Below are 26450 nucleotides of genomic sequence, written 5' to 3' on the forward strand. Positions count from 1 at the left end.
ACTGTTAGCATGATGATTGCAAGATATGTATAAGCTTGACGTGGATCCATCGCAAAGTTCAATAATTATTGTGGCAGGTGTCTCAGGTGCGGGAAAGTCAACCATAGTAAATGTTCTGGAAGATCAAGGTTTTACTTGTATTGAAAACTTGCCGTGTTTTTTGTTAGTGCAAACGATTGACTATCTAAAACAGATAAATAAAGCAGGTGGCATTAAAGCGGCGATTTCTTTGTCATCGGACTCGTTATCCAGTGAAAATCTCACTGATCTTGATCGCCTGGTTGAAAGTGTGGATGTTACAATACAGCGCTGGTTTGTTACGGCAGATCCTGAGGTTTTATTAGCGCGCTATGGTGAAACACGTCGGCGTCATCCGTTTTCAGTAACAATCAAGCATTTACCTCAAGCGATTAAGGCTGAAGTAAGTGCTCTAGCGCATTATGCGCAAATGGCTGATTATACGGTTGATACCACAACGCTTAGCGTACAAAAGCTTAAAACGCTTATCGTCAAGCGCTTACAGTCAACGCTTACGCAAAAATATTCAAGTACTGAAATTCATTTGTTTTCCTTTGGGTTTAAATATGGCATGCCAAAAAAGGCAGATTATATTTTTGATGTACGCTGCCTGCCGAATCCTTATTGGGACAAGGCATTACGCGCTTATTCCGGTCAAGATGCGCCTGTGATTGATTACTTATCAAATCAAGATAGCGTTGAAGCAATGATACAAGATATCGCATTATTTTTGAATAAATGGTGTATACAGCATCAAGCGCAAGGGCGAGACTATATTGAAATTGGTATTGGCTGCACAGGTGGCCAACACCGTTCGGTTTTTATCGTTGATCGTTTAGAAAAACATTTGGGTAGTGTTTTTGCTGATATTACTGTTACACATAGGGAGTTGGGGAAATGATTGGTGTTGTGCTGATTACACATGGGCAAATCGGTCAGGCAATGTTAGATGTAGCTTCACGCCTGGTTGAGTTTGATCGCCAATATGTGCAAGCGGTTTCTTCTTGTGCGTATGACCAAAAAAGGCTATTAAAGCGTGTTAAAGGGGCGTTTTTAATGATCCCTGAAGTCGATGGTTTTTTGGTATTAACGGATTTGTTTGGGGCGACACCGACAAATATTACCCAGTTTTTCACAGATACAACAAATTTATCGGTTATTAGTGGGCTTAATATGCCAATGCTATTAAAAGCATTAACGTATTATCAAAATAGTGATTTGAATGATATTTCTCAGAAAGTACATGACGCTGCGCGTGCTTGTATTGTTTTACAACAAGGAAATATAGAGTGATTGAGATAGATCTGGTGATTTGCAATCAGTTGGGGCTTCATGCGCGTGCTGCATCAAAACTTGTGAGTTTGTCACTTCGCTTTGCAAGTGATATTAATTTGCGTATAATGAAAAACGGATTAACGGCTAATTGCAAGAGTATTATGGGATTAATGATGTTATCAGCAGGATGCGGGACTTCAGTTAAAGTAACCGTGTCAGGTTCAGATGAAGTTGAAGCTGCCAAGGCGATTAAAGCATTGATTGAAAATAAGTTTGGCGAAGAAAATTAATTTTTTTTGTTTGCCTTAAGCTTTTCTTAATCTTGCTTTTTTAATATGGCAGTTAACAGCAAGTTGGTCGAGTATAAAAAGAGGAAAAAACATGGCAAATCAATATACAGGAAGTTTCGAGCATATTATCCAGCAACGTTTTTCATGTTCTTCACGTGAAGTCCTGCAGCGTTGTGCCGATGAAGGGATGACTTATCAGGATGCTGAGAAGATGCTGGGTTTTAAGCATGGTACAATTCGCAAATGGGCGAATCGTTTTGATATCAAACTGAAATCCGGTGCGGTTGAAAAAACGGTAAAACGTGATAATTTCATGAAAATGTTCCGCCAGAAAAGTCTTAATAAATATAATGTTTTAAGCCGTTGCTGGCGTTTGAAAACATCACAGCAGTATACGGTTGTAAGCTAGACATTACAAGGCTAAATGCAATGCTGCGCGGCTGTATAGCCGCCCAGCAGATATGAATTAGGACTAACTGATCTTGGCGATTATCTGCCCCATTTGAACGTGCTTTTCCTGATTGATGCATGTTGCATGGTTATCTGGAAATAAACAGATGATGGTGGAGCCAAAATTAAAATAACCAATTTCCTCTCCCTTTGCAAAACAGATATTTTGCTGTGAGTAATCCCAACTTTCTATTGTCTTCATATAGTTTGGTGTGACCATTTTATGCCAGCTTGTCACAATGCCAGCAACAAGCATTGCACCAACAAATATTACCGCAATCTCACCAATGCTGGTTTCAAAATAGCATACCAGGCGTTCATTTTTAGCAAAAAGCGCATCGATGTGTTGGCTTGTTAATGCGTTAACAGAGAAAAGCCTGCCTGGGATATAAACCATTTTTGTTAAGCGTCCATCCATTGGCATATGAACGCGATGGTAGTCCTTTGGGGAGAGATAAATGGTTGCAAAATCCGTGAAACTGGTGGTAGAGGATTGTGCTGTTAAGTGGTCAACGCTGAAACCTTTACCTTTGGCTTGAATTAATTGCTTATCGTGTATTTTACCGCATTGCGTCATCTCACCATCAGCTGGGGAGGTGATGGTATTTTTATCCTGGTCAATTAAACGGGCTTCGGGTTTGAGTTTTCGGGTGAAAAAATCATTAAAGCTTTGATAATCATCAGGGGATTGCCGGATAGCTTCACTGAGATCTATGCCAAACCTTTTGATGGCAAGTTTGATCAGAAAATTTTTGACCGAAGATTGTTTGGTGTTTGCAAGCATGCCTGCAATACGTGATAATAACGCCTGAGGTAAGACCTTCTGCATAGAAATGAAAAATGTGTTCTTGCGCATAGGTGATGAGAATTTTTTTATTAGCATTGTAAATGATTTTACTTTTCTCGCCTACTGTTTTATTGTTGCATCACAAAAGAAGAATGCTGGGGAGTTTTAAATGAATATTAGTATTTTTGATTTATTTTCAATTGGGATTGGGCCGTCATCTTCACATACGGTGGGGCCAATGCGTGCAAGTTTTCGGTTTTTAACCAATCATCAGGCTTTGCTGGAAAAAACAACGCATTTTAAAGTAGATTTATATGGTTCATTGGCTTTGACAGGAAAAGGGCATAAAACAGATTATGCGGTGGTATTAGGTGCTGCAGGCTTCCAGCCGCATAGTGTTGAAATTAGTAAAGCCCAAGCTTGTTATGAAGATATTATCAAAACAAAAAAAATAAAACTTTTAGGGGTGAAAACAATTGCATTTAATCCGGATGAGGATGTTGTTTTCCACTATAAAAAAACGCTGCCTCAACATGCAAATGGCATGAAATTTACCTTGTTTAATGGCCAGGAGATACTTGCTTATGTCACCTATTTCTCAGTCGGTGGCGGCTTTATTTTAGATGAGTTTGAGATTGAACAGCAAAATGACCCAGCACCAGTTGATGGCTATGATGTTCCATTTGGTTTTCAAAGCGCGCAAACGCTTATTAATATATGTAAACAACATAATCTCTCAATTGCCCAAGTGATGATGGCCAATGAGTGTGCGCACCAGGATGAAGCAGATGTAAAATCTGGTGTGTTGAATATCTGGCAGGTAATGAATCAGTCCATTGAGAATGGGCTTCAACATAAAGGGCAATTACCAGGCGGGCTTTTGGTTAATCGCCGTGCAGAAAAACTGCAAAAGCGTTTATTAGAGATGAATGTTGATATTAGCGATAGCAACTGGCTTAATGTGTTTGCGATTGCTGTTAATGAAGAAAATGCAGCAGGAGGTAAAGTGGTTACCGCGCCAACAAATGGTGCGGCAGGTGTTATTCCTGCTGTGTTAAAGCATTATTTAAAGACACACCCTGATGCCGGTGAAAAAGAAATAATAGATTACCTTTTAACAACGGCAGCCATTGGAATATTGTTTAAAAAAGGAGCGTCTATTTCAGCAGCTGAAGTAGGTTGCCAGGGCGAGGTCGGTGTGGCGTGTTCTATGGCGGCAGCGGGCATTTGTGCCTTATTAGGTGGCAGTGTCGAGCAGGTGGAAAATGCCGCTGAGATGGGTATGGAGCACAACCTTGGTTTGACATGCGATCCCATTGGTGGCCTGGTGCAAATCCCTTGTATTGAGCGAAATGCTATGGGAGCTGTGCAGGCGGTTAACAGTGCAAAATTGTCTTTATTGGGCGATGGCAAGCATCATGTCAGTCTTGATAAGGTGATCAAGACAATGAAAGAAACAGGTAGGGATATGTCTGCCAAATACAAAGAAACGTCATTAGGTGGGCTTGCGGTAAATTTACCTGCTTGTTGAGAAAATCCCTGCAAAACGATTCGCCCGTGCCGGCAAATTATGTATAATGGCCTAAAATTGTAAGATATTGGTGTTTAATGGAATTTAGAAAACTACGCTCAGCATCGGTTGTTGCCGCAGCGCTGATAAGCCTTGTTGGTTGTTCGTCCACATCCTCCTTTTTTCGTAATCGTGATTTTGATTATGCACGTGACAGTGTCACCCAAAATAAACCGCTTGAGATTCCAAAGTCGATTTCAAGTGATCCAACAATCACACCAAAGCTTGTTATGCCTGATGAAAAGGCGGGTATGGCATTTACAAAACCTGAATACCAACAATCCCAGCAGGCCTTATTGCCACCTGGGTATGAGGATACGTATAATATTGCCTATTTGCAGCAGAATCAGCTGCATATTGTCGATACAAAACTTGATTTTGATCACGATAACCAGGCGAAATTAACAATTTATGAGCCGTATGAAATCAGTTGGCTATTGGTGCAAAAAGCGTTGGAAAATCAAAAAGAGGACATAAAACTTCGCCAGATTGATAAGGAAAATGGACGTTTTGTGATTAGTGATAAAGCCGTAAAACAGTCTTACTATGTGTTTTTGGCGCATGTGAGTAATGCTTTTAGAAAAACAGAAGTTTCATTGTTTGATATGAATGAAAAGCCTGTGACATCAAAAAATGGCAATAAGGTTATTGAAAATATAAACAACAGAATTAAAGGCAAAACCGTCACACAAAGTATGCTGGTTTCTTCAGGCTTTGGTTTTATCAGCTCATCGCTTGGTTTTAAATTTCAGGTATATAGCAATAAAAAAGTTGCTTCACTTGTATTTGTTGGTGATCAAAAAACCATTGAAAAAGCATTAAAACAAGCCATTGAAAAAGCAGGGTTTACCTATCTTGCCTATGATGAAAAAAATAAAACGATCTTGGTTAAAGATAAACAGAATCACAGTTATTTGTTGTATTTATATGATTATACGCAAAATGGTGCACTTTTTAGTGATATGAGCAATTGGCGAAACTTTTTCCGTGAAGAACAAAAACAGCTTCGTGTTTCCGTGTTTGATACAAAACAAAAACTTCTACCTGTCAAAAAGGGGCGTGATATTTTGGTGATGATTGGTAAAGCAATCCCGATAACAAAGCCGGATGACAATGGAAAAAGTGATCAGTCCATGCAGCAGATAAATGTAAGTAAAACAAATACAGATAAAACCGACGGATAAGAGAATAATGAAAGGTGAATTACTCTATCAAGGTAAGGCAAAATCAGTCTACCATAGTGATAAAATAGATGAAGTGGTGATCACATACCGAGATGATGCCAGTGCTTTTAATGGTGTTAAGGTTTCAGCCTTAAAAGATAAAGGGCGGGTGAATAATTTATTTAATGCCTATATTATGCAAAAGCTTAATCATGAAGGGATTAAAACACACTTTATCCAAACCTTAAATGATTGTGATAGCTTGGTGAAAAAGCTTCAGATGATTCCCGTTGAATGTGTGGTAAGAAACGTTGCAGCCGGAAGTATTTGCAAGCGCTTAGGTCTTCATCGTGGAGAAGTTTTTAAAACACCGGTATTTGAGTTTTTCTTGAAAGATGATGCCTTGGGTGATCCGATGATCAACGAATCACATATTCTTTGTTTTGGCTGGGCAGATCAAGCTGAAATTGATCAGATGAAAGAAATTACCTTAAAGATAAATACTATCTTACAGCAAATGTTTGATCAGGCGGGCTTAATCTTAGTTGATTACAAGCTTGAATTTGGCCGTTTTCATGGTGAGCTTTTATTGGGGGATGAATTCTCTCCTGATGGCTGTCGATTATGGGATAAGGATACCAAAGAGGTTTTTGATAAAGACCGCTTCAGAGAAGATTTAGGTGATGTTATCGGTCATTATAAACTGGTGGCCAAGCGTATTGGTTTAGCGTTATAAGCTGAGCTTATGCGAAAGCTTGTCTTTTTTCTATTACTTTTTATGGGCACAGGCGGCTTTGCCTGGCAGCTTGATTTGCAATCAAGTCAAAAGCTTGATCAAAACTTAGGTGTTCTCTATCAATTTAAAGCCTATCAATACAAGCATTTCCCTGTATGGGTAAATATGGTAGCGCTAAATTCAAATTATCATGCAACACTTTATATTCAACATAAAGATGATATTAAAAACCTAAGTGATATTGCAAAGCAAATGCAGGCGGTGGTTGCCAGCAACGGTGGATTTTACCGTGAAGGGTTTGTTGTCAATGGTTTATTGATCAATCATCAAAGAAAATATGCAAGGTTTGTTAAAAATTCTCTGTTATCAGGTATCGTCACAATTAATGAGGCGGGGAAAGTAACTTTACTGCCAAGATCAGGGGCTTATCAGCATGCTTATAGTGCCTTTCAAACAGGTCCTGTATTAATACAAAATGGTGACATCAAGCCTGTAGATGATAAGGCTATGGCAAGGCGTATTGTTTATGCGCAGGATAAAAATGGCAGACTTTTTATTCTCTTTTTTGATAATGTGACATTAATGCAGGCAGCCAAGATTACCCAATTACTGGCGAGATATTTAAAGCTAGATTTTAAAATAGCCGTCAATTTTGATGGCGGTAAAGCAGCTGCGTTATATGCAAACGGCACAAAATCTCCGCTTATATTAGATGAAGTGGTACCGGTTAAAAGTATTATATTATTTACTGCCGAGCGTTAAGGTGGGTTGCGCTTTTCAACCGTCATCATCGCTTGGCGATGATCCATGTGGTGAGCGTTGGGAATCTAAAACAGTAATGGCCAAAATAGTAGAATCGCTGGTTTGCGGTTATTGCTGGTTGACTTCTAGATCATGAAGCTGGCTGACTTGTTCAGCATAGCTTAAAAAAAGCGTTTCTTGTTCTTGATCTTCAAAAGCTATACTGATCTGTCCCCCTGCACCTTGCGGTTTTTCTTTAATAACTGCGTCTTGTTGTTCACCATTAATTCTTAGGTTTTGAGCAGCCCGATCAAAAAAAGGCTTGGCAGCTTGATAAGCACGTGGACCATCACCAAAAAAGGCTGAACGTGAGCGAAAAAAGCTTGTATGGTGTGACATTGCACGCTCAGCATTGCAAAGAACTTCTCTAAGCGCATTATCATCTTGTGCATTTCCCAGTTGCACTAATAGTTTATCTGCAATCGCTATTTTATTTTGATCACTTGTTGCAGCTTTGGCTTGTTGTAAGCCATAGGTGATTAATAGCTTGTTGGCAGCATTAGCAAAGTTATTGTCATTGCCATTGTCAACAAGTGTGTTGGCATACTCAAGAATATAATCTGGGTTATTTGATTGTGCTGCTTGTTGTAAGCCATATTGAATAAGAAATTGCTCTGCAGCAGCTGGAGGTATGTTGCTTAGCGTATTGGCATAAGCCAAATAATTAGGAATATCTTCAGGAACTTCTAATGCTAGTAATGCTTGAATGTTGTCATCATTAACAAGCTCAGGATTAACGTTATGCAGCACTTTTATTGCCTGGGTAAATAAAGCAATTTCTTCGGCAGATTTGTCATCAAAGTTAACTTCTTCTTCTAAAGCTGAATGATGTTCTCTTATCCAGGCAGTTGCTAATGCCTGGGCTGCCTGATTTATGTTATATTGAGTAGGCTTTTCAACTCCAAAGTGTGCGCTTAATCTGGGATAAGCAAGTGTGGTGGCGTACCACTGAAGCATGTTGGTTGCAAGCTCAGTATCTGTTTGCTGACGTATTTTTCTGAAGTCATCGTATATCTGAAAGAATGCTGTTATTGATTGGCCGTCTTCAATTTCACCTTGTCGGTCTGAGGTTACTAAAAATGAGAGTAATGTTTCATTTCTTCCTGTTTCATCGCTTGGCATGCTTACAAGCATATCCACTCTAGATTGCTGAAATTCAGGATCAAGGTCACTATTTGGCCCCTCACAGAGTACTGCCACTGCAACACGAAGGCGATTGATGGAGTCTTGAGCATGCTCTGGCATAGGTTCACCACGATCGGTGATATACTGTAAAACAAACTCATCTACCCTTTGATAATATTCTCTTGCCTGTTCATGCCATGTTTGAGCTTCTCGCGATAACGCCATACCTTTTCCCCTTGTTATGTTTTTTCCTGCTTAATACCAATATTTGCGCAGATTGCATAAGAAGTAAATAAGGCTTGGTCAGTTTGGACGATTTGATGAAGGTTTTGGTTATTTTTTCTTGCTGTTACACACTGTCTGTTTTCCAGATACCGTCATTTCCGAAAAGCAAAGCTTTGGCGGGAATCCACGCTAAGATTATTCCTCACCAATAACGGCTGTGGCCGTATGCAAAAGCCTATCCAACGTCAGAAGCGCTAAAAAAATTATCTTTTCGTTGTGGCCATAACCACCTGAGTTGACTTACGCTAATCACGTGGGTCCCCGCCAAGCGAAGACGGCGATAATTTCAGTAATCTTAGTTACTATACAGCTTAATCGTTACCAGGGGTTTCTAAAGAAATACGTCCCATACGGCCATGGCGAAAATCCTGGACAATTTTCTCAGAAATTGTATGGAAATTCTGCTGGCCGATGGACTGACCAATGGCTTTTATCATCTGATCTAAATCAAGGTCCGTATCGATATTATAGCGCTTTGTCAGTAAAGATTTGTAATGTACCTGCAAGTATTCCAATAAAAAATACGCCACAGATGGGTAATCCATTGCCGTATCTCGAATCGAACCAATTGCACCAAGCTTATAGCCGCAGGCCTCATCTTTTGGGCTTGGAAACATAATCCCTGGAGTGTCATTTAAATAAAAATGCCTTTCAATTTCAATTTTTTGCTGCTTTTTGGTGACTGCTGGTTCATTGCCGGTTTTGGCGATTTTTCTTTTCGCCAAAGCATTGATAAGCGTTGATTTGCCGACATTTGGTATCCCAAAGACAACGCTGCGAATCGGCTTTAAAATACTGCCACGCCCTGGTGTGTGTTTTTTGCATAGCTGAATAATCTTTTGCAGGTGTTTTTTATCATGAAGCGTATCAAAAGCCAGCGCCTTTGATTGATAGACTTCAAGCCATTGATTTGTGATGTCAGGGTCAGCAAGATCCTTTTTGGATAATATTTTTATTACAGGCTTACCCACGGAAATTTCATGTAATACCGGATTAGAGGTTGCTTCAGGTGCTCTGGCATCAACCACTTCAATCACCACATCAATCTGTGGCATGATTTTTTTGAGCTCCTTGGTTGCCTTATGCATATGGCCAGGAAACCAGTGTAACATAATGATTATCAACGCTTTTAATTAGTCTTTGGAAACCTTACCTGAAATTAAAAAACAAGTACACTGTTTTGTTGATAAATAAAAATAAATACACAATGCCGTGTAAACTTGCTAAAGTGTCTTTATAACTTAAAAAGGGGATAATAAATGCATGACACGTTAATGGCCAAAGAGGCAAGAAGTGCGCCAGAAAAGGTTGCCTTGCAGTTAAAAGAAAATGAAAAACGTTGGTATGAAATATGCCAGTATCTTAAAAGTGATCAAATTAATTTTGCTGCAACTGTGGCAAGAGGCAGCTCAGATCATGCGGCAACGTTTGCAAAGTATTTGCTTGAAACACAGCTTGGGCTTATTACGGCATCGATCGCACCTTCTGTTTATACGGCTTATCAAAGCCAGACAAAAACCAATAACAGCCTTTTTATTGGTATCTCTCAATCAGGTAAAAGCCCTGATCTGGTACAAAGCTTTGAAAGTGTTAGACAACAGGCGACAACGATTGCACTTGTTAATGTTGTTGATTCCCCATTGGCTCAAGCGGCAAAATTTGTTGTACCCTTACATGCAGCAGATGAAAAAGCCGTGGCGGCAACCAAAAGTTATATCACAAGCTTAACCGCTTTAGCGCAATTTATCGCGCTTTATACCAACGATGATCTATTGATAAGGGCTTTGGCTGATTTGCCTGATTATCTGGATAAAGCAGTACAGGTAGACTGGTCTTATGCAATTGATGCTTTTTTAAAAGCACAAGATGCCTATGTGATCGCACGAGGTTATGGTTATGCCATTGCGCAAGAAGCTGCATTAAAATTAAAAGAGACCTCAAGCTTACATGCGGAGCCTTTTAGTAGTGCTGAAGTCTTGCATGGCCCTTTTGCCTTGGTTAAAAAAGCATTCCCAACGCTTGTATTTGCGCAAAATGATGCAACTGCCAGGCGAGTCATTGAGCTTGCGCAACGTATGAGTGCGATGGGCGCTGATGTTATGTTGGCCATGCCTGGGAATATTAATACAGCACAGGTAAGCTATCATTTACCAATGCCAGCATCGCTTCATCCGATACTTGATCCGATTATTTGTATTCAAAGTTTTTATATGATGGCCGCAAAGCTCTCTTTAGCCCGGGGACTTAACCCGGATCAGCCTGATAATCTTAATAAAGTAACACAGACGGTGTAAAATGCGAGATTATGTGATAACCAGTGAGCGTATCATCACAACAAAAGGTGTGATAGCCGGTGCTATTGCTGTTGAAAAAGGCAAAATAGCAGCGATTGGTGATATTGAAAAAGAATATAAACATTTACCTGTACATCATTGCCAGAGTACTGATCTTATTATGCCTGGGTTTATTGATATTCATATTCATGGCTCAAACGGCTGTGATGTCATGGATGCAAAAGTGGATGCGCTTGATGTGATCGCACAAGCATTGAAAAAACAAGGTGTTTTGGGTTTTTTAGCCACGACAATGACACAAAGTGAGGATGCAATATTTAATGCTTTACAGGCTGTTGCACAATATCAGACAGTAACTAACAGCACTAAAGACGCTGCAAAAATACTTGGGGTTCACCTGGAGGGCCCTTTTATTTCACCAGATAAAATTGGTGCACAAAACCCGGATTATTTACAACGCTTTTCACTTGAAAAGCTTGAAAGATGGCAGTATGCTGCAAAAGGCCAAATTAGAAAACTGACGTTAGCACCTGAAATTGAGGGCGCTGAAAGCTTGACCAGCTGGTGTAAGAATAATCAAGTCATCGCTTCAATTGGGCATACGAATTGTACGGCAAAACAGGCAAAAAATGCAATTGATCAAGGCTGTTTGCAGGCAACACACTTATTTAATGCCATGTCTGGTATCGATCATCGTCATCCTGGTGCTGCCATGGCGCTTTTGATGGCTAAAGATGTTGCTGTTGAGCTTATTGTTGATGGTGTGCATTTAGCCGATGATACGGTAAGGATGGTTTATGAGATTAAAGGGGCTGATCATATCATCTTGATTACTGATGCAATTTCAGCGCAAGGTGTGGGTGAAGGTGTGTTTGAGCTTGGCGGGCAAAAAGTACTTGTAAAAGGTAATCAGGCGCGACTTGAAAATGGTGTTTTGGCTGGCAGTGTATTAACGATGAATAAAGCTTTAGCAACGATGTTAAAATTTAGTGCGTGCAGCTTGCCTGAACTGGTGAAAATGACCAGCACCAATGCAGCAAAATCACTTGGCCTGGCACATAAAATGGGCGATATTCAAGTTGGGATGGATGCAGGTTTCGTTGTGTTAGACCATACATTTCAAATTAAGCAGAAATTACAAAATTAGAGAATACATCTATACTTGGATATAAGAACAAATAGATGATTATTAAGATGAAAATATCTTTTGCTGCTAACATCAGTCGCTTTATAATGCTTAGTTCCATGCTGGTATTGCTGGCAGGTTGCAGCTTTTTACTTCCCTCGAAAGAAACACAAAAAAATGACCAATGGCATTCATTTGATCAAGTGCAAACACTTTATGAAAAAATCACGCCGGATAAAACCACGGTAGTGCAGCTAAAGCAGCTTGGGTTTGACCCTTATGTTGAGAACAATGTAAAAATTGAAAGCTATTTAGATACACGTACACGCTTTGATCCTTTTAGTACGGGCAAAAACATTCCACCAACCGTTGAGAAATGTCTGAAAAAATTTGATCGATGCTATGCTTATGTTGTGGATGTCAGCTACGATTATGAAAAGCGCGTTGGTAATGCGTTTTTGGATTTAACTGGATTTCGTAAGGAAATACTGACAACAGGCTGGTCTTTTCAGGCGGTTTTCGTGATTGAAGAGGATACAGTCGTTTATAAACTTTGGTCTGGTCAGCCAAATAAAAAAGCCTATGTTGATGAAATAAGACCACTTGGGCCATTGCAAAGTCTGGATGATTTTATTACCGGGCCCAGTGTTGGTTTTTAATAAGATACGCAATTATTACCACGGAACGTTGTATCAATAATTTTTTTTGTTTTGTTATTAAACACAATCCAGGTGACACAAGATAAAGAATAGGTTTGCCCGCCGACGATTGTACCGGGTGTTGTGATAACGGTTGTCTTATCACCATTTTGTACCGTGGTAAGGTTACTTGGCATTTGTGTAATAGGGGTGCTGACAATCTCACGATCCGAATAAACATAAGCCGTTTGATCGTTTTGAAGCTCTAAGGTTTTATCTGGATATCCCCAGACTTTGACAAAGGTTTCAATCGATTGTCCACGCCATTTATCAAGATTTGCTCGATATTTTGCTGTGGTGGCACAACCTGCCAGCAGTAAAATACCGGTTAATGTCAAGGTTGCATAGTAATGTTTTTTCATCCTTTTCCCTTACCCTGTAAGCTTCTGCGCCTTAATAAACCCAAGCTTTTTCATATATACGGTCAATAAAGAAATCGCAGCAGGTGTCACCCCTGAAATTCTTGATGCCTGTCCAAGTGTGTGAGGCTTTTGTTCAATCAATTTTTGGCGAACTTCATTGGATAAGCCTGACACTTTATTATAGTCGAAATTTTCAGGGATAATACTGTTTTCAAGTGCAAGTACTGAGGCGATTTCCTGGCTTTGTCGATCGATATAGCCTGCGTATTTGGCTGAAATTTCAATTTGTTCAATCGCCGCAGCATGGTCGATAAATTGCCCTAATGCATCAATATTTGCCAGATCCTTGTAAAAAGTACCTGGACGTTTTAAAAGATCAAATAATGAATTCTCGCGTGTGATTTGTTGGCCAAGTACTGGGGCTAACTTATGAGACTTTTCGCTACCAGGTACCACCCAGTTTGCTTTAAGACGGGAAGTCTCTTCTTCTATTAGTTTTTGCTTATGTAAAAAAGCTTTCGTATCCGCATCGTTTAACAAGCCAAATTCAATTGCTATCGGGCATAAACGTGCATCAGCGTTGTCTTCTCTTAAAATTAAGCGATACTCCGCGCGTGAGGTAAACATCCGATAAGGCTCTTGTGTGCCTTTGGTAATTAAATCATCAATTAATACCCCAATATATGCCTGGCTTCGTTTAGGTGACCAGGCAGGTTTTCCCTGGATGATTAATGCCGCATTAATCCCAGCAATAATGCCTTGTGCGCCAGCTTCTTCATAACCTGTTGTACCATTGATCTGTCCGGCAAAAAATAAGTTTTTAACATATTTTGTCTCAAGCGTTGCATTTAATCCACGTGGATCAAAAAAATCATATTCAATGGCATAACCTGGGCGTGTAATAAATGCGTTTTCAAAACCTTCAATGCTTTGAATAAATTCAATCTGTACATCAAAAGGTAAAGATGTAGACATCCCATTTGGATACAATTCAATACTGTCTAAGCCTTCAGGTTCAACAAAGATCTGATGACGGTCCTTATCCGCAAAACGTACTATTTTATCTTCAATAGAGGGGCAATACCTTGGGCCAATACCATCGATCACACCGCCATACATTGCCGAGCGATTAAGGTTGTTCACAATGATCTCATGGGTTTTTGTATTGGTATAGGTGATATGACATGGTAGCTGCTGTGGGTGCTGATCTGGCTTGCTGAAAAATGAAAAACAAGGTACGGGATCATCACCAGGTTGTACGGACATCACAGCAAAATTAACCGTTCGTTTATCGATTCTAGGTGGTGTTCCTGTTTTTAGCCTGGCAACGTTAAAAGGAAGCTTACGCAGTTTTTCTGCCAAAGCGTTTGCAGGTTGATCCCCAGCACGGCCACCTTGATAGTTGTTGAAACCAATATGAATTTTGCCACCTAAAAAAGTGCCAACAGTTAGGATTACAGTTTTAGCATAAAAGGCAAGCCCCATTTGTGTGATAACACCTTTAACCGTCTCATTTTCAATAATTAAGTCATCAACGGCTTGCTGGAAAATAGATAAATTATCCTGGTTTTCAAGCATATTTCGTACAGCTGTTTTATAAAGCGTGCGATCAGCTTGTGCACGTGTTGCGCGCACAGCGGGGCCTTTTCTGGCATTTAAGGTGCGAAATTGAATTCCGGCCTTGTCAATCGCTTTAGCCATAATGCCACCTAAAGCGTCAATTTCTTTGACAAGATGACCTTTACCAATACCGCCAATTGCAGGGTTACAAGACATCTGTCCTAATGTGTCGATATTATGGGTTAAAAGCAGCGTTTTAGCCCCCATGCGTGCTGCAGCTGCTGCCGCTTCAGTGCCGGCATGACCGCCACCGACGACGATAACATCAAAACGTTGTGGATATTGCATCATTTTCTATTCTTTTAAATTGTTTTAAAAATAACCTAAAGCGAATGATATTAAAAAACGTTGTTGATGTCCATTGATTATGAATTTTGATCGTAAATAAAATCACGGAATCCTTTGGTTTTATTGATTGACATAACCATTAAAAGAAATTAACCTTAGCGCATATGATACCAAAGCGGTACTATTTTATGCTAAGAGTCAGTAAACTTGCTGATTATGCCGTGATGATTGTGGTGAAAATGGCAAATGATCCACAAAGGCTTTTTAGTGCAACTGAATTAGTGGCGATGACACGATTAAATCTGCCGACTGTTCGCAAGCTCTTAAAGCTATTAAGCATAAAGGCGGTGTTAAAAGCAAAACGTGGTGCAGAAGGCGGTTATGTGCTGGCACGGCAGGCAGAGAATATTTCAATGGTGGATATTATCGAAGCAATCGATGGTCCCATTGCTTTTACAGAATGTTGTGTCGATGATGAAAATCGTTGTCGAATGATTCACTGTCAGATGCATAGCCACTGGCTGTTAATTAACCACAAGGTAAGAGCAGCGCTTGGTGATTTTTCACTAAAAGCGCTGGCTGATACGCAAAGAAATCAAGAGATTAATCACAATGGCTGATGAGAAAATAAATAAATTAATCGATCAGGAATACAAACACGGTTTTACGACAGATATCGAGCAGGAAACTTTTCCTGTTGGACTTAATGAGGCAGTAATTGCACAGATTTCGGCGAAAAAAAATGAACCGGAATTTATGCTTAAATGGCGGCTTGAAGCCTATCAGAAATGGCTTGAGATGAAAGAGCCAACCTGGGCACACGTTAAATATGAACCGATTGATTATCAAACAATTAGTTATTATTCTGCGCCAAAGTCAGATAAAGACAGACCAAAATCTTTGGATGAAGTTGATCCTGAGCTTTTGGATACATATAACAAGCTTGGTATTCCGCTACATGAACAGGAAATGTTAGCAGGGGTTGCCGTTGATGCCGTTTTTGACTCGGTTTCTGTGGTCACGACTTTTAAAGAAAAGCTTGCAGAGGCCGGTGTGATTTTTTGCCCAATCTCAGAGGCCGTGCAAAAGTACCCAGAATTAGTACAAAAATATCTAGGCTCGGTTGTCCCGCAAGCTGACAATTATTTTGCCGCACTAAACTCAGCTGTTTTCAGTGATGGCTCATTTGTTTATATTCCAAAAGGTGTTCGCTGTCCGATGGAGTTATCAACCTATTTTCGTATCAATGCATCTAACACGGGGCAATTTGAACGTACCTTGATTGTTGCCGATGAAGGCAGCTATGTGAGTTATCTTGAGGGCTGTACAGCACCAATGCGTGATGAAAATCAACTGCATGCAGCCGTTGTAGAACTGGTTGCATTAAAAGATGCTGAAATCAAATATTCAACGGTGCAAAACTGGTACCCAGGAGATAAAGAAGGTAAGGGTGGTATTTATAATTTTGTCACCAAGCGCGGCTTGTGTAAGGGTGATAATGCCAAGATTTCCTGGACACAGATTGAAACAGGCTCGGCGATTACCTGGAAATATCCATCGGTGATCTTGCGTGGTGATAATAGTGTTGGTGAGTTTTATTCTGTTGCATTAACACGACATGCACAACAAGCTGATACCGGTACTAAGATGATCCATATGGGTAAAAATACGAAAAGTACGATTATCTCTAAAGGGATTTCAGCAGGCCATGCACAAAATGCTTATCGTGGTTTGGTGCGTATTTTACCGACTGCGGATAATGCGCGTAACTTTTCACAATGTGACTCCTTGTTAATTGGGCATGATTGTGGGGCGCACACGTACCCTTATATTGAAAATAAAAATAAAACGGCGCAATTAGAACATGAAGCGACAACTTCAAAAATCTCTGATGAACAGCTTTTTTATTGTCGTCAACGTGGGATGTCTGAAGAGGATGCTGTGGCGATGATTGTCAATGGGTTTTGTAAAGATGTTTTCAAGAAGCTACCACTTGAGTTTGCAGTAGAAGCGCAGAAGCTAATGGAAGTCAGTTTGGAAGGGGCGATTGGTTAATTAATCAAAACGGTGAAGATACATGTTATTAGAAATTAAAAATTTACACGTAAGTGTTGAAGGTAAAAAGATTTTAAAAGGGATTGATTTGACGGTTAAATCCGGTGAAATCCATGCAATTATGGGGCCAAATGGTGCAGGAAAAAGTACGTTGGGTAATGTTTTAGCTGGCAAAGAAGGCTATAGTATTACTCAAGGTCAGGTTTTGTTTAATGGGAAAGATCTTTTGGCGTTGGATGCATCTGAACGTGCAGCATTAGGTGTTTTTTTGGGTTTCCAATATCCTGTTGAAATTCCAGGGGTCAGTAACACGCAATTTTTGAAAACTGCCGTTAATAGTGTGCGTAAAGCAAAGGGTGAGAGTGAGCTTGATGCGATGCAGTTTATGAAGCAATTGCGTGAGAATATGGAAATTTTAAAAATGGATAATAAATACATGAAACGTGGTGTGAATGAAGGCTTCTCAGGCGGTGAAAAAAAGCGCAATGAAATGCTGCAAATGATGATGCTGGCGCCTTCACTTTGCGTGTTGGATGAAACTGATTCAGGATTGGATATCGATGCGCTGCAAATCGTATCAAAGGGAGCAAATCATATGCGCAGCAGTCAAAGAGGATTTATTGTGATCACACACTATCAGCGCTTGTTAAATTACATTCAACCAGATTTTGTTCACGTTTTGTTTGATGGGAAAATTGTAAAATCAGGTGATAAGTCATTAGCGCTTGAATTAGAAGAAAAAGGCTATGCCTGGATTAATGAATAAGGGCGTCTAAAATGCTAAATTTAGAAAAATCGCTACAAGATGTTTTCCATGATATTGCTGATGCGATGGTATTGCGTCAAAGCTTATGGGATGATTTTATCACACAAGGGCTGCCAACGAGAAAACAAGAGCATTGGAAATATACAGATTTACAACGCCTTTATCAAAAGCATAATATCGACATGGTAAAGCTTACAACGGAAAAAAACCAGGCTGATCATTATCTTGATACATTAGCGTTATCCCATGATGCTTATCATATTGTTATTATGGATGGTGAAATCGCTTTTGATAAGACACCAGATGGCGTTGAGGTGAAAAGCGCATTGTTGGATATTGCCCAAACACGCCCGCTTCATACGACAATACTGTTGAATCAGGCGCTAGCCATTTCAGGCGTAGAGATAAAGGTTCAGGAAAATATCATACTGGATAAACCTATTCAAATAAATTATGTGCAGACAAAGGCCTGTGATCATAAGGTGATTAATTATCGCAATAAAATCACCTTATCAAAAGCCTCAAGTTGTGTGATTAATGAGTGTTTTATCAGCCTGAGTGATAAAGATGCCGCATTAAATATATGTACTGATTATGTGTTAAAAGCACATGCTTCATGTACTTATGATATGATCTCAGATCCAGCGCAGATGCGCGTGTTGTTAACCAATACGGTAAATATTGATCTACAGAATAATGCGCAGTTTAAAACATTTCAGTTGTCAGCGAACAGTGCGTTAACACGCTATGACTTTATCGTCAATCTCAATAGTGAACAAGCATTGTTCGATGCACAAGGGATCTATACCTTGTCTGATAATGCACATACAGATTACCATTTCTATGTCAATCACTTAGCCTCAAATACGACCAGTAATGTGAATTTTAGAGGAATCGTTGGTGCTCAGGCAAAAGCAACATTTAATGCCAAAGCCTATGTTGCACCAGGTATTCATGGTATTAAAGCGCTACAGAACAATCGAAATATTCAATTGACAAACACAGCTGAAATCAATACCAAGCCTGAGCTTGAGATTTATTCAGATGATGTTATATGTTCACATGGTGCGACAATTGGTCAGTTAGATCAGCAAGCCTTGTTCTATCTTTTAAGCCGAGGGATTCCACATGCAAAATCAATTGAGCTTTTAATTGAAGGGTTTGCAAAAGAGCTTATTGTACTGCTTCAGCGCTCTGAAACAGTTGTTGAGCGTTATTTGGAAAAGTTTTCACAGGCAATTAGCCAACTTGTATAGCATAGAGATATTAAAGTGATATGCGGGCTTGGGAAATAAAGGGAAATACGTTATGATTGTCGGTATTATAAACTATCAGGTGCGCTAATGCCTTTTTCTTTTCAACACTATGTTTTTGACTTAGATAATACACTTTATCCATCAAGTTGTTCTTTTTTTGATTTGCAATTAGAGAATATGTCTGATTTTATTCAACAAAAGCTTGATATTTCAAGGCATGAAGCAGATTTTTTGCGTGAAGATTATTATCATAGTTTTGGAACAACGATGCATGGTTTAATGGCAAATCATGGGATTGATGCAAATGAATTTCTTGCGGCAATCGATGATTTGCCTCTGGATCGTTTGCAGCCGGATAATCCGCTTTTAGAAAAGCTTTCTTATTTACAAAATCAAGGCAAGCACTTATCTATTTTCACTAATGGCTCGCGCTTTCATGCGCACCGTGTGATGAAAAAACTAAAATTAGATACAATATTTGAAGATGTGGTTACTTTGGAATGTACAGGGCTTATTCCCAAGCCCAAGGAAGAAGCCTTTTTATATTGCTTTGAGCATTTAAAAATTGATCCCCAGCAAGCAGTATTTTTCGAGGACTCTTCGCATAATCTTATTACGGCTAAAGCCTTTGGCATGAAAACAGTCTTGGTTAATGCTGATGATACAGCGCATGCACGATTTATTGCGCACCCTGAAATTGATTATTTTGTTGATGATGTCGAAAGTTTCTTTCAACGTCAGTTTCTTGCCAAGCGCTAAGCTTGTTTTATTTATATAAATAACATCCAGATTCCCATAATTATCATCATTATATTTTCAGTTAATGATAAAAAGCCAAGAGGCACTTTACTGTTTCCACCAACACAAGCACATTTAAGTTCACGTTTTTGTATATATACTGCATAATAGACTGAGACAGCTCCTATTAAACCTATTACGATTGCAATTACACCAATGAGTGAAGTCAAAATACTTGCTACTATCCCTATGCCAACAAGCGCTTCTGCAAAGGGGTAAATATATGCATAACGCAGCCATCTCATGGCGAGTAAATCATAAGTGATGAATTGATTCAAAAAGCTTTCAATATCTTGAAGTTTTAACATGGCTAAAATAGATATACTAAATCCCATAAATAGTTTAACTATAGATGTCAAACTTAATCTATATGTATAACTAGTCGCACAGGCTAATAAAAATGCGATAGCAAAAACAGCTATAACAGGTGTATATGATTTTTCTTTTTTAGGCTTATTTTCTCCAAAAAATATTAGTAGATCATCATATCCACCGATTCGTTTACCATCTATAAAAGTTTGTGGCGTCGTTTTTACATTATGTTCTTCTTTAAATTTATCGGTTTCTTCCCTGGTTTTTAGATGATTGTCATCCACTTCATAGCCTTTTCTTTTCAAAAGATCTTTAGATTTTATACCATAGGGGCAAATATGTTTACTTGTAACCATTCGGTAAAGCGTTGCGTTTTTATTTGTAGATTGTTTATTATCACGCATGGTAAGCACCTCCTGTGGTTTATACATGTTTATAATTCTGCCAAAATTTATGCAAGCTTGAGTCAATCTAACAGCTTGAGCACAACGGTGTCACTTCCTGTTGTATCAAAATAAAGGTTACCAAAATAGTTGTTTTTTATCAAAATTTTTGCGACCATTGGGCACTTTTTAAGAGTTAGTATCATACAATATAAAGTAAAAAGTAATGAAAAGATTTTATTTATATGCTTTGCTATTCATACTTGTTTCTCCACAATGGGTGATTGCAAGTGACAACAGTGTAAACCAAAATGATAATACTTCACTAGAAAAAAATGGTGAAAGCACAAAATCGCAAGATGATCAGATACTGGGAGTGAACTATAAAGATTTCTGGCAGTTTCTTAAAGGCACACAACCGGATAATGCGGTATATCTTGGTATGTTTACCTGGCATTTTAACCCACAAAGCAGGCAAGATGATCGATGGTCTAATAATTTAATTGGCGGGCTTTATAAAAGCATCTTTGTGGGAACCCTGTTAAATTCTTTTAGTGATAGAGCCTTTGTTTTCGGAATTCAACGCAATGTTTATACTGATCAACTATCTCAGAATATGCAGATGAATATTGGCTATCGTTTAGGACTTATTACAGGCTATGATGAACGCATGTCTGAATTTGCTAAATATTCACCGGTTTTGCCAATCCCCGAGCTTTATATGGATTTTGCCTATAAAAATTTTGGTGCTGAGCTTTCATATATCGGGGTTGTGTTTACGGCTAAATTTTTTATTCGTTTTTAGTATTGGACGTATTGCTGGTGCTTTGTTTTTGGTATACTTGCCAAGGAGTAAAGTAGTAAAACGTTAGGATGATTGATGATAAGCTTCCAAGAGATTATTTTAAAGTTGCAGCAATACTGGTCAGACAAAGGTTGTGTGATTGTTCAACCTCTGGATATGGAGGTTGGTGCTGGTACTTTTCACCCGGCAACTTTTTTGCGTGCGATTGGTCCTGAGCACTGGAATGCAGCCTATGTACAACCTTCAAGAAGACCAACAGATGGCCGGTATGGCGAAAACCCTAACCGAGGCCAGCACTATTACCAGTTTCAGGTAGTGATGAAGCCTTCACCAAAAGAATTTCAGGAACTTTATTTAGGCTCATTGAAAGCCTTGGGGATCGATCCTTTAGAGTATGATATTCGTTTTGTTGAAGATAATTGGGAGTCGCCAACACTTGGCGCCTGGGGGCTTGGCTGGGAAGTATGGGCCAATGGAATGGAGATTACACAATTTACTTATTTTCAACAAGTCGGTGGCTTAGAGTGTAAGCCTGTTACAGGTGAGATTACTTATGGGTTAGAACGCTTGGCAATGTATTTGCAAAATGTTGACAGTATGTATGATCTTTTATGGGCAAATAGTGCCACAGGACCTGTATACTATCGTGATGTCTTTCACCAGAATGAAGTGGAGATGTCGCACTTTAACTTTGAAGAGGCAGATGTCCCACATTTACTGAAAGAGTTTGATTTTTTAGAAAAGGAAAGTGTAAGGCTTTTAGAAAAAAATCTGGCACTTCCTGCTTATGAAATGATGCTTAAAGCCTCACATGTCTTTAATTTACTGGACGCACGTCATGCAATATCAGTAACAGAAAGACAGCGTTATATCTTAAGAGTGCGAGCGTTATCTCGTGGTGTGGCGCAGGTTTATTATCAAACGCGTGGAGCCTTGGGTTTCCCAATGCTGCAAAATGCAAAACAAAGCGCATAAGGTATAGGCCGCAAGATATCATTTTTGATACGAATATTTTTATAGGGAAGTGACAATGATTTTTATTTACCTTGTGATCGTTGGTGTTGTGGGCTTTTTCTTGGGCTTTTTTACCTTGAAAGGTAAGCTTGCAAGATTAACAATACACAATAAGGCGTTAGCGCAGCAGCTAGCTGATAGTCAAGCGCATTGCGCAAAGCTTAATACAGATTATCAAGCACTTAATGCGCAATTTCATCAACAAAGTGATGATTATTTGGTATTAAAAACAGAGCATAAAAACACATGTGCCCAGGTTGAAAGCCTTTCTCAGGAGATTAGCCTCGATAAGCAAAAACTGGAGATTTATAACAAAGAATCACAAAAGCTTAACAGTGACAATGCGACACAGCAGCAATATATTAAATCGTTAGAAAAGGATAATGAACGATTGGTAAGTGATCAAAATGCACTAAAAGAGAGATTTGAGTCCTATCAATCAAATGCTGAAGCACAAAGACAGCAACTGCAACAAAAAAATGCCAATCAGCAGGTTGAAATTGCCGAGCTTAAAAAGTATATAGGTGAATATGAAAAAAGTGCGAAAGAAAAACTTGCTTTGTTAGAAGAAGCAAAGCAGAGCTTAAGCGTGCAGTTTGAGAATCTGGCCAATCGTATCTTTGAAGAAAAAGGCGAGAAATTTACAAATCAAAATAAAGTAAACCTCTCAGAAGTCTTGCAGCCGTTTAAGCAGCAGATGAGCGAGTTTAAGAAGAAAGTTGATGATGTCTATATTCATGAGGCAAAAGAGCGTGCTTCTTTAAAGCAAGAAGTTAATAAACTTTTTGAGCTGAATCAGGTGATGAATCAAGAGGCGCAGAATCTTACCAAAGCATTAAAGGGTGATAAAAAGTTGCAAGGTGACTGGGGTGAGGTCGTATTAGAGCGTGTATTAGAGACCTCTGGACTTCGTAAGGGGTATGAGTATGATACACAATTGTCTTTTAAAAATGATGAGCAAAAGACATTCCGCCCGGATGTGATTGTGCATTTGCCTGATGGTAAAGATGTTATTGTTGATGCTAAAGTATCATTGGTAAGCTATGATGCTTATACAAAAGCTGATGGTGAAATGCAAAAGCAGCAATGTTTGAAAAAGCATATTGAAGCGGTGCGTCAGCATGTAAGTTTACTATCAGAAAAAGGCTATGAAAACTTATCAGGTATTAATTCACTTGACTTTGTGCTTATGTTTATTCCAATTGAAGCAGCTTTTGTCTTGGCGTTCCAACACGATGACAGGCTGTTTCAAGAAGCATTTAAAAAGCGTATTATTATCGTCACACCAACAACACTTTTGGCAACCTTGGGTACGATTCGAAATACATGGAAATATGAACAGATTAATAAAAATGCTGAAGAGATTTCAGATCGTGCTGGCAAGATGCTTGATAAGTTTCGTGGATTTATAGAGGATATTGAAAACCTTGGAAAGCATATCCACAAAACACAGGATTTATATGATAATAGTCTAAACAAACTAACCAAAGGCCGTGGAAACCTGATTGCGCAGGCAAGCCAGCTAAAAGCACTGGGTGTACAGATGAAAAAAGACTTACCACAAAGCATTATTGAACAATCTGAGATTGAATAGCAATGAAGCTTGATAGATACATTGCGCATCGAGGCGCGAATAAATGTTATCCAGAAAATACAATGGCAGCCTTTCAAGAAGCCGTAAAGCTTGGTTATACCTGGATTGAGCTTGATGTACAATTAAGCCGTGATGGTGTGTTGTTTATTTTCCATGATAATAATGCAAAACGCTTAAGCAATGTTGATGTTGATTTAACAGATCTTAACTGGTCTGAAATTAATCAGATGTCTGTATTAGATAGTCAGCCTGTCGCACAAAAAAAATATTCTATTCCAACGCTTAAGCGTTATCTTGACTGGATGCAAAGTACACCTTGGCTTTATAGTAACCTTGAGATTAAAGCAAAGGCTTTTTGTGATAAGGCTTATGAAATAAAACTTGCCAAGGCACTAGTCACTTTATTAAAAGACTATCCTGCGCTTTTTCCAAGGCTCTTGCTTTCTAGTTTTTCTATGACGGTTTTACAAGAAGTAGCGAAACATCATTTACCAATCGCGCAAGCAATGCTATTAGAGATTAAGGACTTTGATGCATATAAAAAGCGCTCTTTATCACAACAAAAAAAACACTATGCTCAATTAAACTGTTATGCGCTTGGTATAAATAACGATATTCTCAATCCAGAGCGTGTTGCATTTTTAAAACAGTATTTTTCGAGAATTCTTGTCTATGGGAGTGATATCATGACACAAAAACAAGCAGATGAGTTGATTGAAATGGGTGCTGACAGTGTTTTTGTTGACGCGCTTAAACCACTTAATAATAATGACCAAACGCCATTGTCAGTTGGATTTCTTGCAACAGGCGATGAGATTACCACAGGGGATATCATCAACAGTAATACCCCGCACCTTGCCAGAGAAATCTATGGCCTTGGGCTTCAGACAGGCATGCATGTAACAAGCTTTGATGAGCTGGATAATATTGTTGCTGCATTAACATTTTTACTACAACAGCATGATGTTGTTATAACAGTAGGTGGTTTAGGGCCAACAGAGGATGATAAAACGGCTGAGGCGATTGCTTTGGTTGCTGATAAACCATTAGTGTTTAATGAAGCATCATGGCAGCGTATTTATGACAGGATCTCTAAGCGTTTTCAACAGGTGCCAGAGAATAATAAGAAACAGGCATTTTTCCCACAAGGCGCTTTGGTTTTGCCAAACACATTAGGCACGGCTGATGGCTGTTATCTTCGTATTAAAGATAAACATTTATTTATGTTACCAGGGCCACCAAATGAGTGTATGGCCATGTATGAAAAGGATGTAAAACAAAGGCTTATGCTTTATCAGCGCACGTTAAGGCATAGTTATCATTGGCAGTTGTTAGGTGCCTCAGAAGCGCATATTGCCCAAAAGATTAAACCATTGGCAGATAAATATAATGAAACCCTGGGTTATCGAGCAGCTTATCCTTATTTAGAGATTAAATTACACACTTTCAGTGCAAAAGAGAAGATTCAACCATTAGTGGATGAGATTGACACAGCGATTGCTGATTTTATTGCAACGCGTAGTAAAGAGGTTGCCAGCCAAACATTACAACATTATATCCGCTCTTCAATCGTGCGCTTAAAGGTGCAAAAAGACATTACAAAAGGCTATATTCACGCAAAATTAGCACACATGCAGACATCTTTGCGTGAGCCGTCTTTTGATGTTGAAATCGCTACGGAAGGCTTGGATAATTTTTGGCAGAATAGTACGGCGGTTGCTGATAAGCTTTTTTTGACAATAAAGCTTATCAATATAAAAACTGATCATAAAATTGAACAGCAATGCGATATAAACTGTAGCACCAAGGGTGAGCAAACCTTTGAGTTTGTCTATGAGTGGGTTTGTGCGCAGATATTGAGATTGTTAGAAAAAGAGGTAAAACGATGACAGCATTAATTGGTGTGGTGATGGGCTCAAAATCTGATTGGCCAACGATGCAGCATACAACACAAACGTTAAAAGCATTAAACATTCCCTATGAAGTGCAGGTGGTATCAGCACATCGAACACCTGATTTATTATTTGAATATGCAGAAAAAGCAGCAGCAAAAGGCTTAGAGGCAATTATTGCCGGTGCCGGTGGTGCGGCACACTTGCCAGGAATGCTGGCAGCGAAAACCGAAATTCCGGTATTAGGTGTGCCAATACAGTCAAAAGCATTATCAGGGCAGGACTCACTCTTGTCTATCGTACAGATGCCAGCAGGTGTGCCAGTGGCGACTTTTGCCATTGGGCGATCAGGTGCAATAAATGCAGCCCTTTTTGCCGCAAGTCTGCTTGGTAATCATCATCCTGAATATAAAAAGGCGATTAAAGCATATCGGCAACAGCAAACCAATGCAGTACTAGCGGATTTATCATTGGAGTAGTTTTCCCGACTTTGACACTTTTGAATGTGAAAGCCTTATTTTATAAGGATTCCTTCAAAACCCAGGGCACTACATTGAGTTATCCACAATAACAAAAGGTGTGCTTGCTAAAGACAGTCCCATCGTTTGATAAATCTTAGCTGCATGCGCACCAGTAGCTGATGGAATGCCATATTTCTTTTCTGTTTTTCTATGCTTAAGTATACTC

Annotated in this window: 27 protein-coding genes; 21 read left to right on the top strand and 6 right to left on the bottom strand. The window is 39.2% G+C overall.

Annotated features, from left to right (window positions below):
• The first annotated feature begins 25 nt into the window (after positions 1–25).
• The 4 genes from rapZ (at position 26) to DNK84_RS05855 (ending at position 1992) form a co-directional block, all read left to right on the top strand.
• Complete coding sequence (rapZ, locus tag DNK84_RS05840; RefSeq protein WP_119343612.1) at positions 26–919, top strand: RNase adapter RapZ; 894 nt, start codon at positions 26–28, stop codon at positions 917–919.
• Positions 916–1311: a PTS sugar transporter subunit IIA gene (locus DNK84_RS05845; RefSeq protein ID WP_119343613.1), complete on the top strand. Its 396-nt coding sequence runs from the start codon at positions 916–918 to the stop codon at positions 1309–1311. Before rapZ ends, DNK84_RS05845 begins: the two co-directional genes overlap by 4 nt.
• Complete coding sequence (locus DNK84_RS05850) at positions 1308–1583, top strand: HPr family phosphocarrier protein (protein WP_119343614.1); 276 nt, start codon at positions 1308–1310, stop codon at positions 1581–1583. Before DNK84_RS05845 ends, DNK84_RS05850 begins: the two co-directional genes overlap by 4 nt.
• A gap of 91 nt (positions 1584–1674) precedes the next feature.
• The gene (locus tag DNK84_RS05855) at positions 1675–1992 is read left to right on the top strand and encodes a hypothetical protein (protein WP_119343615.1); all 318 of its coding nucleotides are present in this window, start codon (positions 1675–1677) and stop codon (positions 1990–1992) included.
• A 63-nt stretch (positions 1993–2055) separates the two neighbouring features.
• Here the strand turns inward: DNK84_RS05855 and asd are convergent, their stop codons facing one another.
• Entirely contained in the window at positions 2056–2916 is an 861-nt protein-coding gene (gene asd / locus DNK84_RS05860) for an archaetidylserine decarboxylase (RefSeq protein WP_235826839.1), read from the bottom strand.
• Between the two features lie 73 nt (positions 2917–2989).
• Here asd and DNK84_RS05865 point away from each other — a divergent pair, with 73 nt between their 5' ends.
• From DNK84_RS05865 to DNK84_RS05880, 4 genes are all read left to right on the top strand, one after another.
• The gene (locus DNK84_RS05865; RefSeq protein ID WP_119343616.1) at positions 2990–4351 is read left to right on the top strand and encodes an L-serine ammonia-lyase; all 1362 of its coding nucleotides are present in this window, start codon (positions 2990–2992) and stop codon (positions 4349–4351) included.
• 77 nt (positions 4352–4428) lie between these two features.
• The gene (locus DNK84_RS05870) at positions 4429–5574 is read left to right on the top strand and encodes a hypothetical protein (protein ID WP_119343617.1); all 1146 of its coding nucleotides are present in this window, start codon (positions 4429–4431) and stop codon (positions 5572–5574) included.
• A gap of 7 nt (positions 5575–5581) precedes the next feature.
• Complete coding sequence (gene purC, locus DNK84_RS05875; protein ID WP_456236412.1) at positions 5582–6289, top strand: phosphoribosylaminoimidazolesuccinocarboxamide synthase; 708 nt, start codon at positions 5582–5584, stop codon at positions 6287–6289.
• 9 nt (positions 6290–6298) lie between these two features.
• Positions 6299–7051 (top strand): phosphodiester glycosidase family protein, encoded by a 753-nt coding sequence (locus tag DNK84_RS05880; protein WP_119343619.1) that lies wholly within the window; start codon positions 6299–6301, stop codon positions 7049–7051.
• A gap of 108 nt (positions 7052–7159) precedes the next feature.
• On the opposite strand, the gene DNK84_RS05885 is transcribed toward DNK84_RS05880, so the two are convergent.
• On the bottom strand, positions 7160–8440 hold the full coding sequence (locus DNK84_RS05885; protein WP_119343620.1) for a hypothetical protein: 1281 nt from the start codon (positions 8438–8440) through the stop codon (positions 7160–7162).
• Positions 8441–8811: 371 nt separating this feature from the next.
• Entirely contained in the window at positions 8812–9612 is an 801-nt protein-coding gene (gene ylqF / locus DNK84_RS05890) for a ribosome biogenesis GTPase YlqF (protein WP_119343621.1), read from the bottom strand.
• A 147-nt stretch (positions 9613–9759) separates the two neighbouring features.
• Between ylqF and DNK84_RS05895 the strand changes: the two genes are divergently transcribed.
• Genes DNK84_RS05895 through DNK84_RS05905 form a run of 3 tightly spaced genes read left to right on the top strand, consistent with a single transcriptional unit; the run spans position 9760 to position 12579 of the window.
• Positions 9760–10794 carry an SIS domain-containing protein gene (locus DNK84_RS05895; protein WP_208123260.1) on the top strand — a complete coding sequence of 345 codons (1035 nt, stop codon included), beginning with the start codon at positions 9760–9762 and terminating at the stop codon, positions 10792–10794.
• A 1-nt stretch (position 10795) separates the two neighbouring features.
• On the top strand, positions 10796–11941 hold the full coding sequence (gene nagA / locus DNK84_RS05900; protein ID WP_119343622.1) for an N-acetylglucosamine-6-phosphate deacetylase: 1146 nt from the start codon (positions 10796–10798) through the stop codon (positions 11939–11941).
• Between the two features lie 47 nt (positions 11942–11988).
• The gene (locus tag DNK84_RS05905) at positions 11989–12579 is read left to right on the top strand and encodes a hypothetical protein (protein ID WP_162902264.1); all 591 of its coding nucleotides are present in this window, start codon (positions 11989–11991) and stop codon (positions 12577–12579) included.
• On the opposite strand, the gene DNK84_RS05910 is transcribed toward DNK84_RS05905, so the two are convergent.
• Complete coding sequence (locus DNK84_RS05910; RefSeq protein WP_119343624.1) at positions 12576–12980, bottom strand: hypothetical protein; 405 nt, start codon at positions 12978–12980, stop codon at positions 12576–12578. The genes DNK84_RS05905 and DNK84_RS05910 overlap by 4 nt on opposite strands.
• Positions 12981–12989: 9 nt before the next feature.
• Positions 12990–14888 carry a tRNA uridine-5-carboxymethylaminomethyl(34) synthesis enzyme MnmG gene (gene mnmG, locus DNK84_RS05915; protein WP_119343641.1) on the bottom strand — a complete coding sequence of 633 codons (1899 nt, stop codon included), beginning with the start codon at positions 14886–14888 and terminating at the stop codon, positions 12990–12992.
• Between the two features lie 188 nt (positions 14889–15076).
• Between mnmG and DNK84_RS05920 the strand changes: the two genes are divergently transcribed.
• The 5 genes from DNK84_RS05920 to DNK84_RS05940 all read left to right on the top strand — a co-directional run bounded on the left by DNK84_RS05920 (position 15077) and on the right by DNK84_RS05940 (position 19724).
• Positions 15077–15508, top strand: coding sequence for an SUF system Fe-S cluster assembly regulator (locus tag DNK84_RS05920; protein ID WP_162902265.1), 432 nt, complete (start codon positions 15077–15079; stop codon positions 15506–15508).
• Positions 15501–16943 (top strand): Fe-S cluster assembly protein SufB, encoded by a 1443-nt coding sequence (gene sufB / locus DNK84_RS05925; protein WP_119343626.1) that lies wholly within the window; start codon positions 15501–15503, stop codon positions 16941–16943. Before DNK84_RS05920 ends, sufB begins: the two co-directional genes overlap by 8 nt.
• A gap of 22 nt (positions 16944–16965) precedes the next feature.
• The gene (gene sufC / locus DNK84_RS05930; protein ID WP_119343627.1) at positions 16966–17709 is read left to right on the top strand and encodes a Fe-S cluster assembly ATPase SufC; all 744 of its coding nucleotides are present in this window, start codon (positions 16966–16968) and stop codon (positions 17707–17709) included.
• 11 nt (positions 17710–17720) lie between these two features.
• Positions 17721–18965: a SufB/SufD family protein gene (locus DNK84_RS05935; RefSeq protein ID WP_119343628.1), complete on the top strand. Its 1245-nt coding sequence runs from the start codon at positions 17721–17723 to the stop codon at positions 18963–18965.
• Between the two features lie 87 nt (positions 18966–19052).
• Positions 19053–19724, top strand: coding sequence for a pyrimidine 5'-nucleotidase (locus DNK84_RS05940; RefSeq protein ID WP_119343629.1), 672 nt, complete (start codon positions 19053–19055; stop codon positions 19722–19724).
• Between the two features lie 11 nt (positions 19725–19735).
• Here DNK84_RS05940 and DNK84_RS05945 read toward each other — a convergent pair whose 3' ends face one another.
• Positions 19736–20479 carry a MauE/DoxX family redox-associated membrane protein gene (locus DNK84_RS05945; RefSeq protein WP_119343630.1) on the bottom strand — a complete coding sequence of 248 codons (744 nt, stop codon included), beginning with the start codon at positions 20477–20479 and terminating at the stop codon, positions 19736–19738.
• Between the two features lie 205 nt (positions 20480–20684).
• Between DNK84_RS05945 and DNK84_RS05950 the strand changes: the two genes are divergently transcribed.
• From DNK84_RS05950 to purE, 5 genes are all read left to right on the top strand, one after another.
• A complete protein-coding gene (locus tag DNK84_RS05950) occupies positions 20685–21263 on the top strand; it encodes a hypothetical protein (protein ID WP_119343631.1) in 579 nt (192 codons plus the stop codon).
• A gap of 75 nt (positions 21264–21338) precedes the next feature.
• Positions 21339–22238, top strand: a complete 900-nt coding sequence (gene glyQ, locus DNK84_RS05955) for a glycine--tRNA ligase subunit alpha (protein ID WP_119343632.1) — start codon at positions 21339–21341, stop codon at positions 22236–22238.
• A gap of 55 nt (positions 22239–22293) precedes the next feature.
• A complete protein-coding gene (rmuC, locus tag DNK84_RS05960) occupies positions 22294–23871 on the top strand; it encodes a DNA recombination protein RmuC (protein WP_119343633.1) in 1578 nt (525 codons plus the stop codon).
• Between the two features lie 2 nt (positions 23872–23873).
• Positions 23874–25760 carry a glycerophosphodiester phosphodiesterase family protein gene (locus tag DNK84_RS05965; protein WP_119343634.1) on the top strand — a complete coding sequence of 629 codons (1887 nt, stop codon included), beginning with the start codon at positions 23874–23876 and terminating at the stop codon, positions 25758–25760.
• Entirely contained in the window at positions 25757–26242 is a 486-nt protein-coding gene (gene purE, locus DNK84_RS05970; protein ID WP_119343635.1) for a 5-(carboxyamino)imidazole ribonucleotide mutase, read from the top strand. Before DNK84_RS05965 ends, purE begins: the two co-directional genes overlap by 4 nt.
• Positions 26243–26450: the final 208 nt, after the last annotated feature.

Origin of the sequence: Facilibium subflavum, from assembly GCF_003574485.1 — a bacterium.
Lineage (GTDB): Bacteria > Pseudomonadota > Gammaproteobacteria > Francisellales > Francisellaceae > Facilibium > Facilibium subflavum.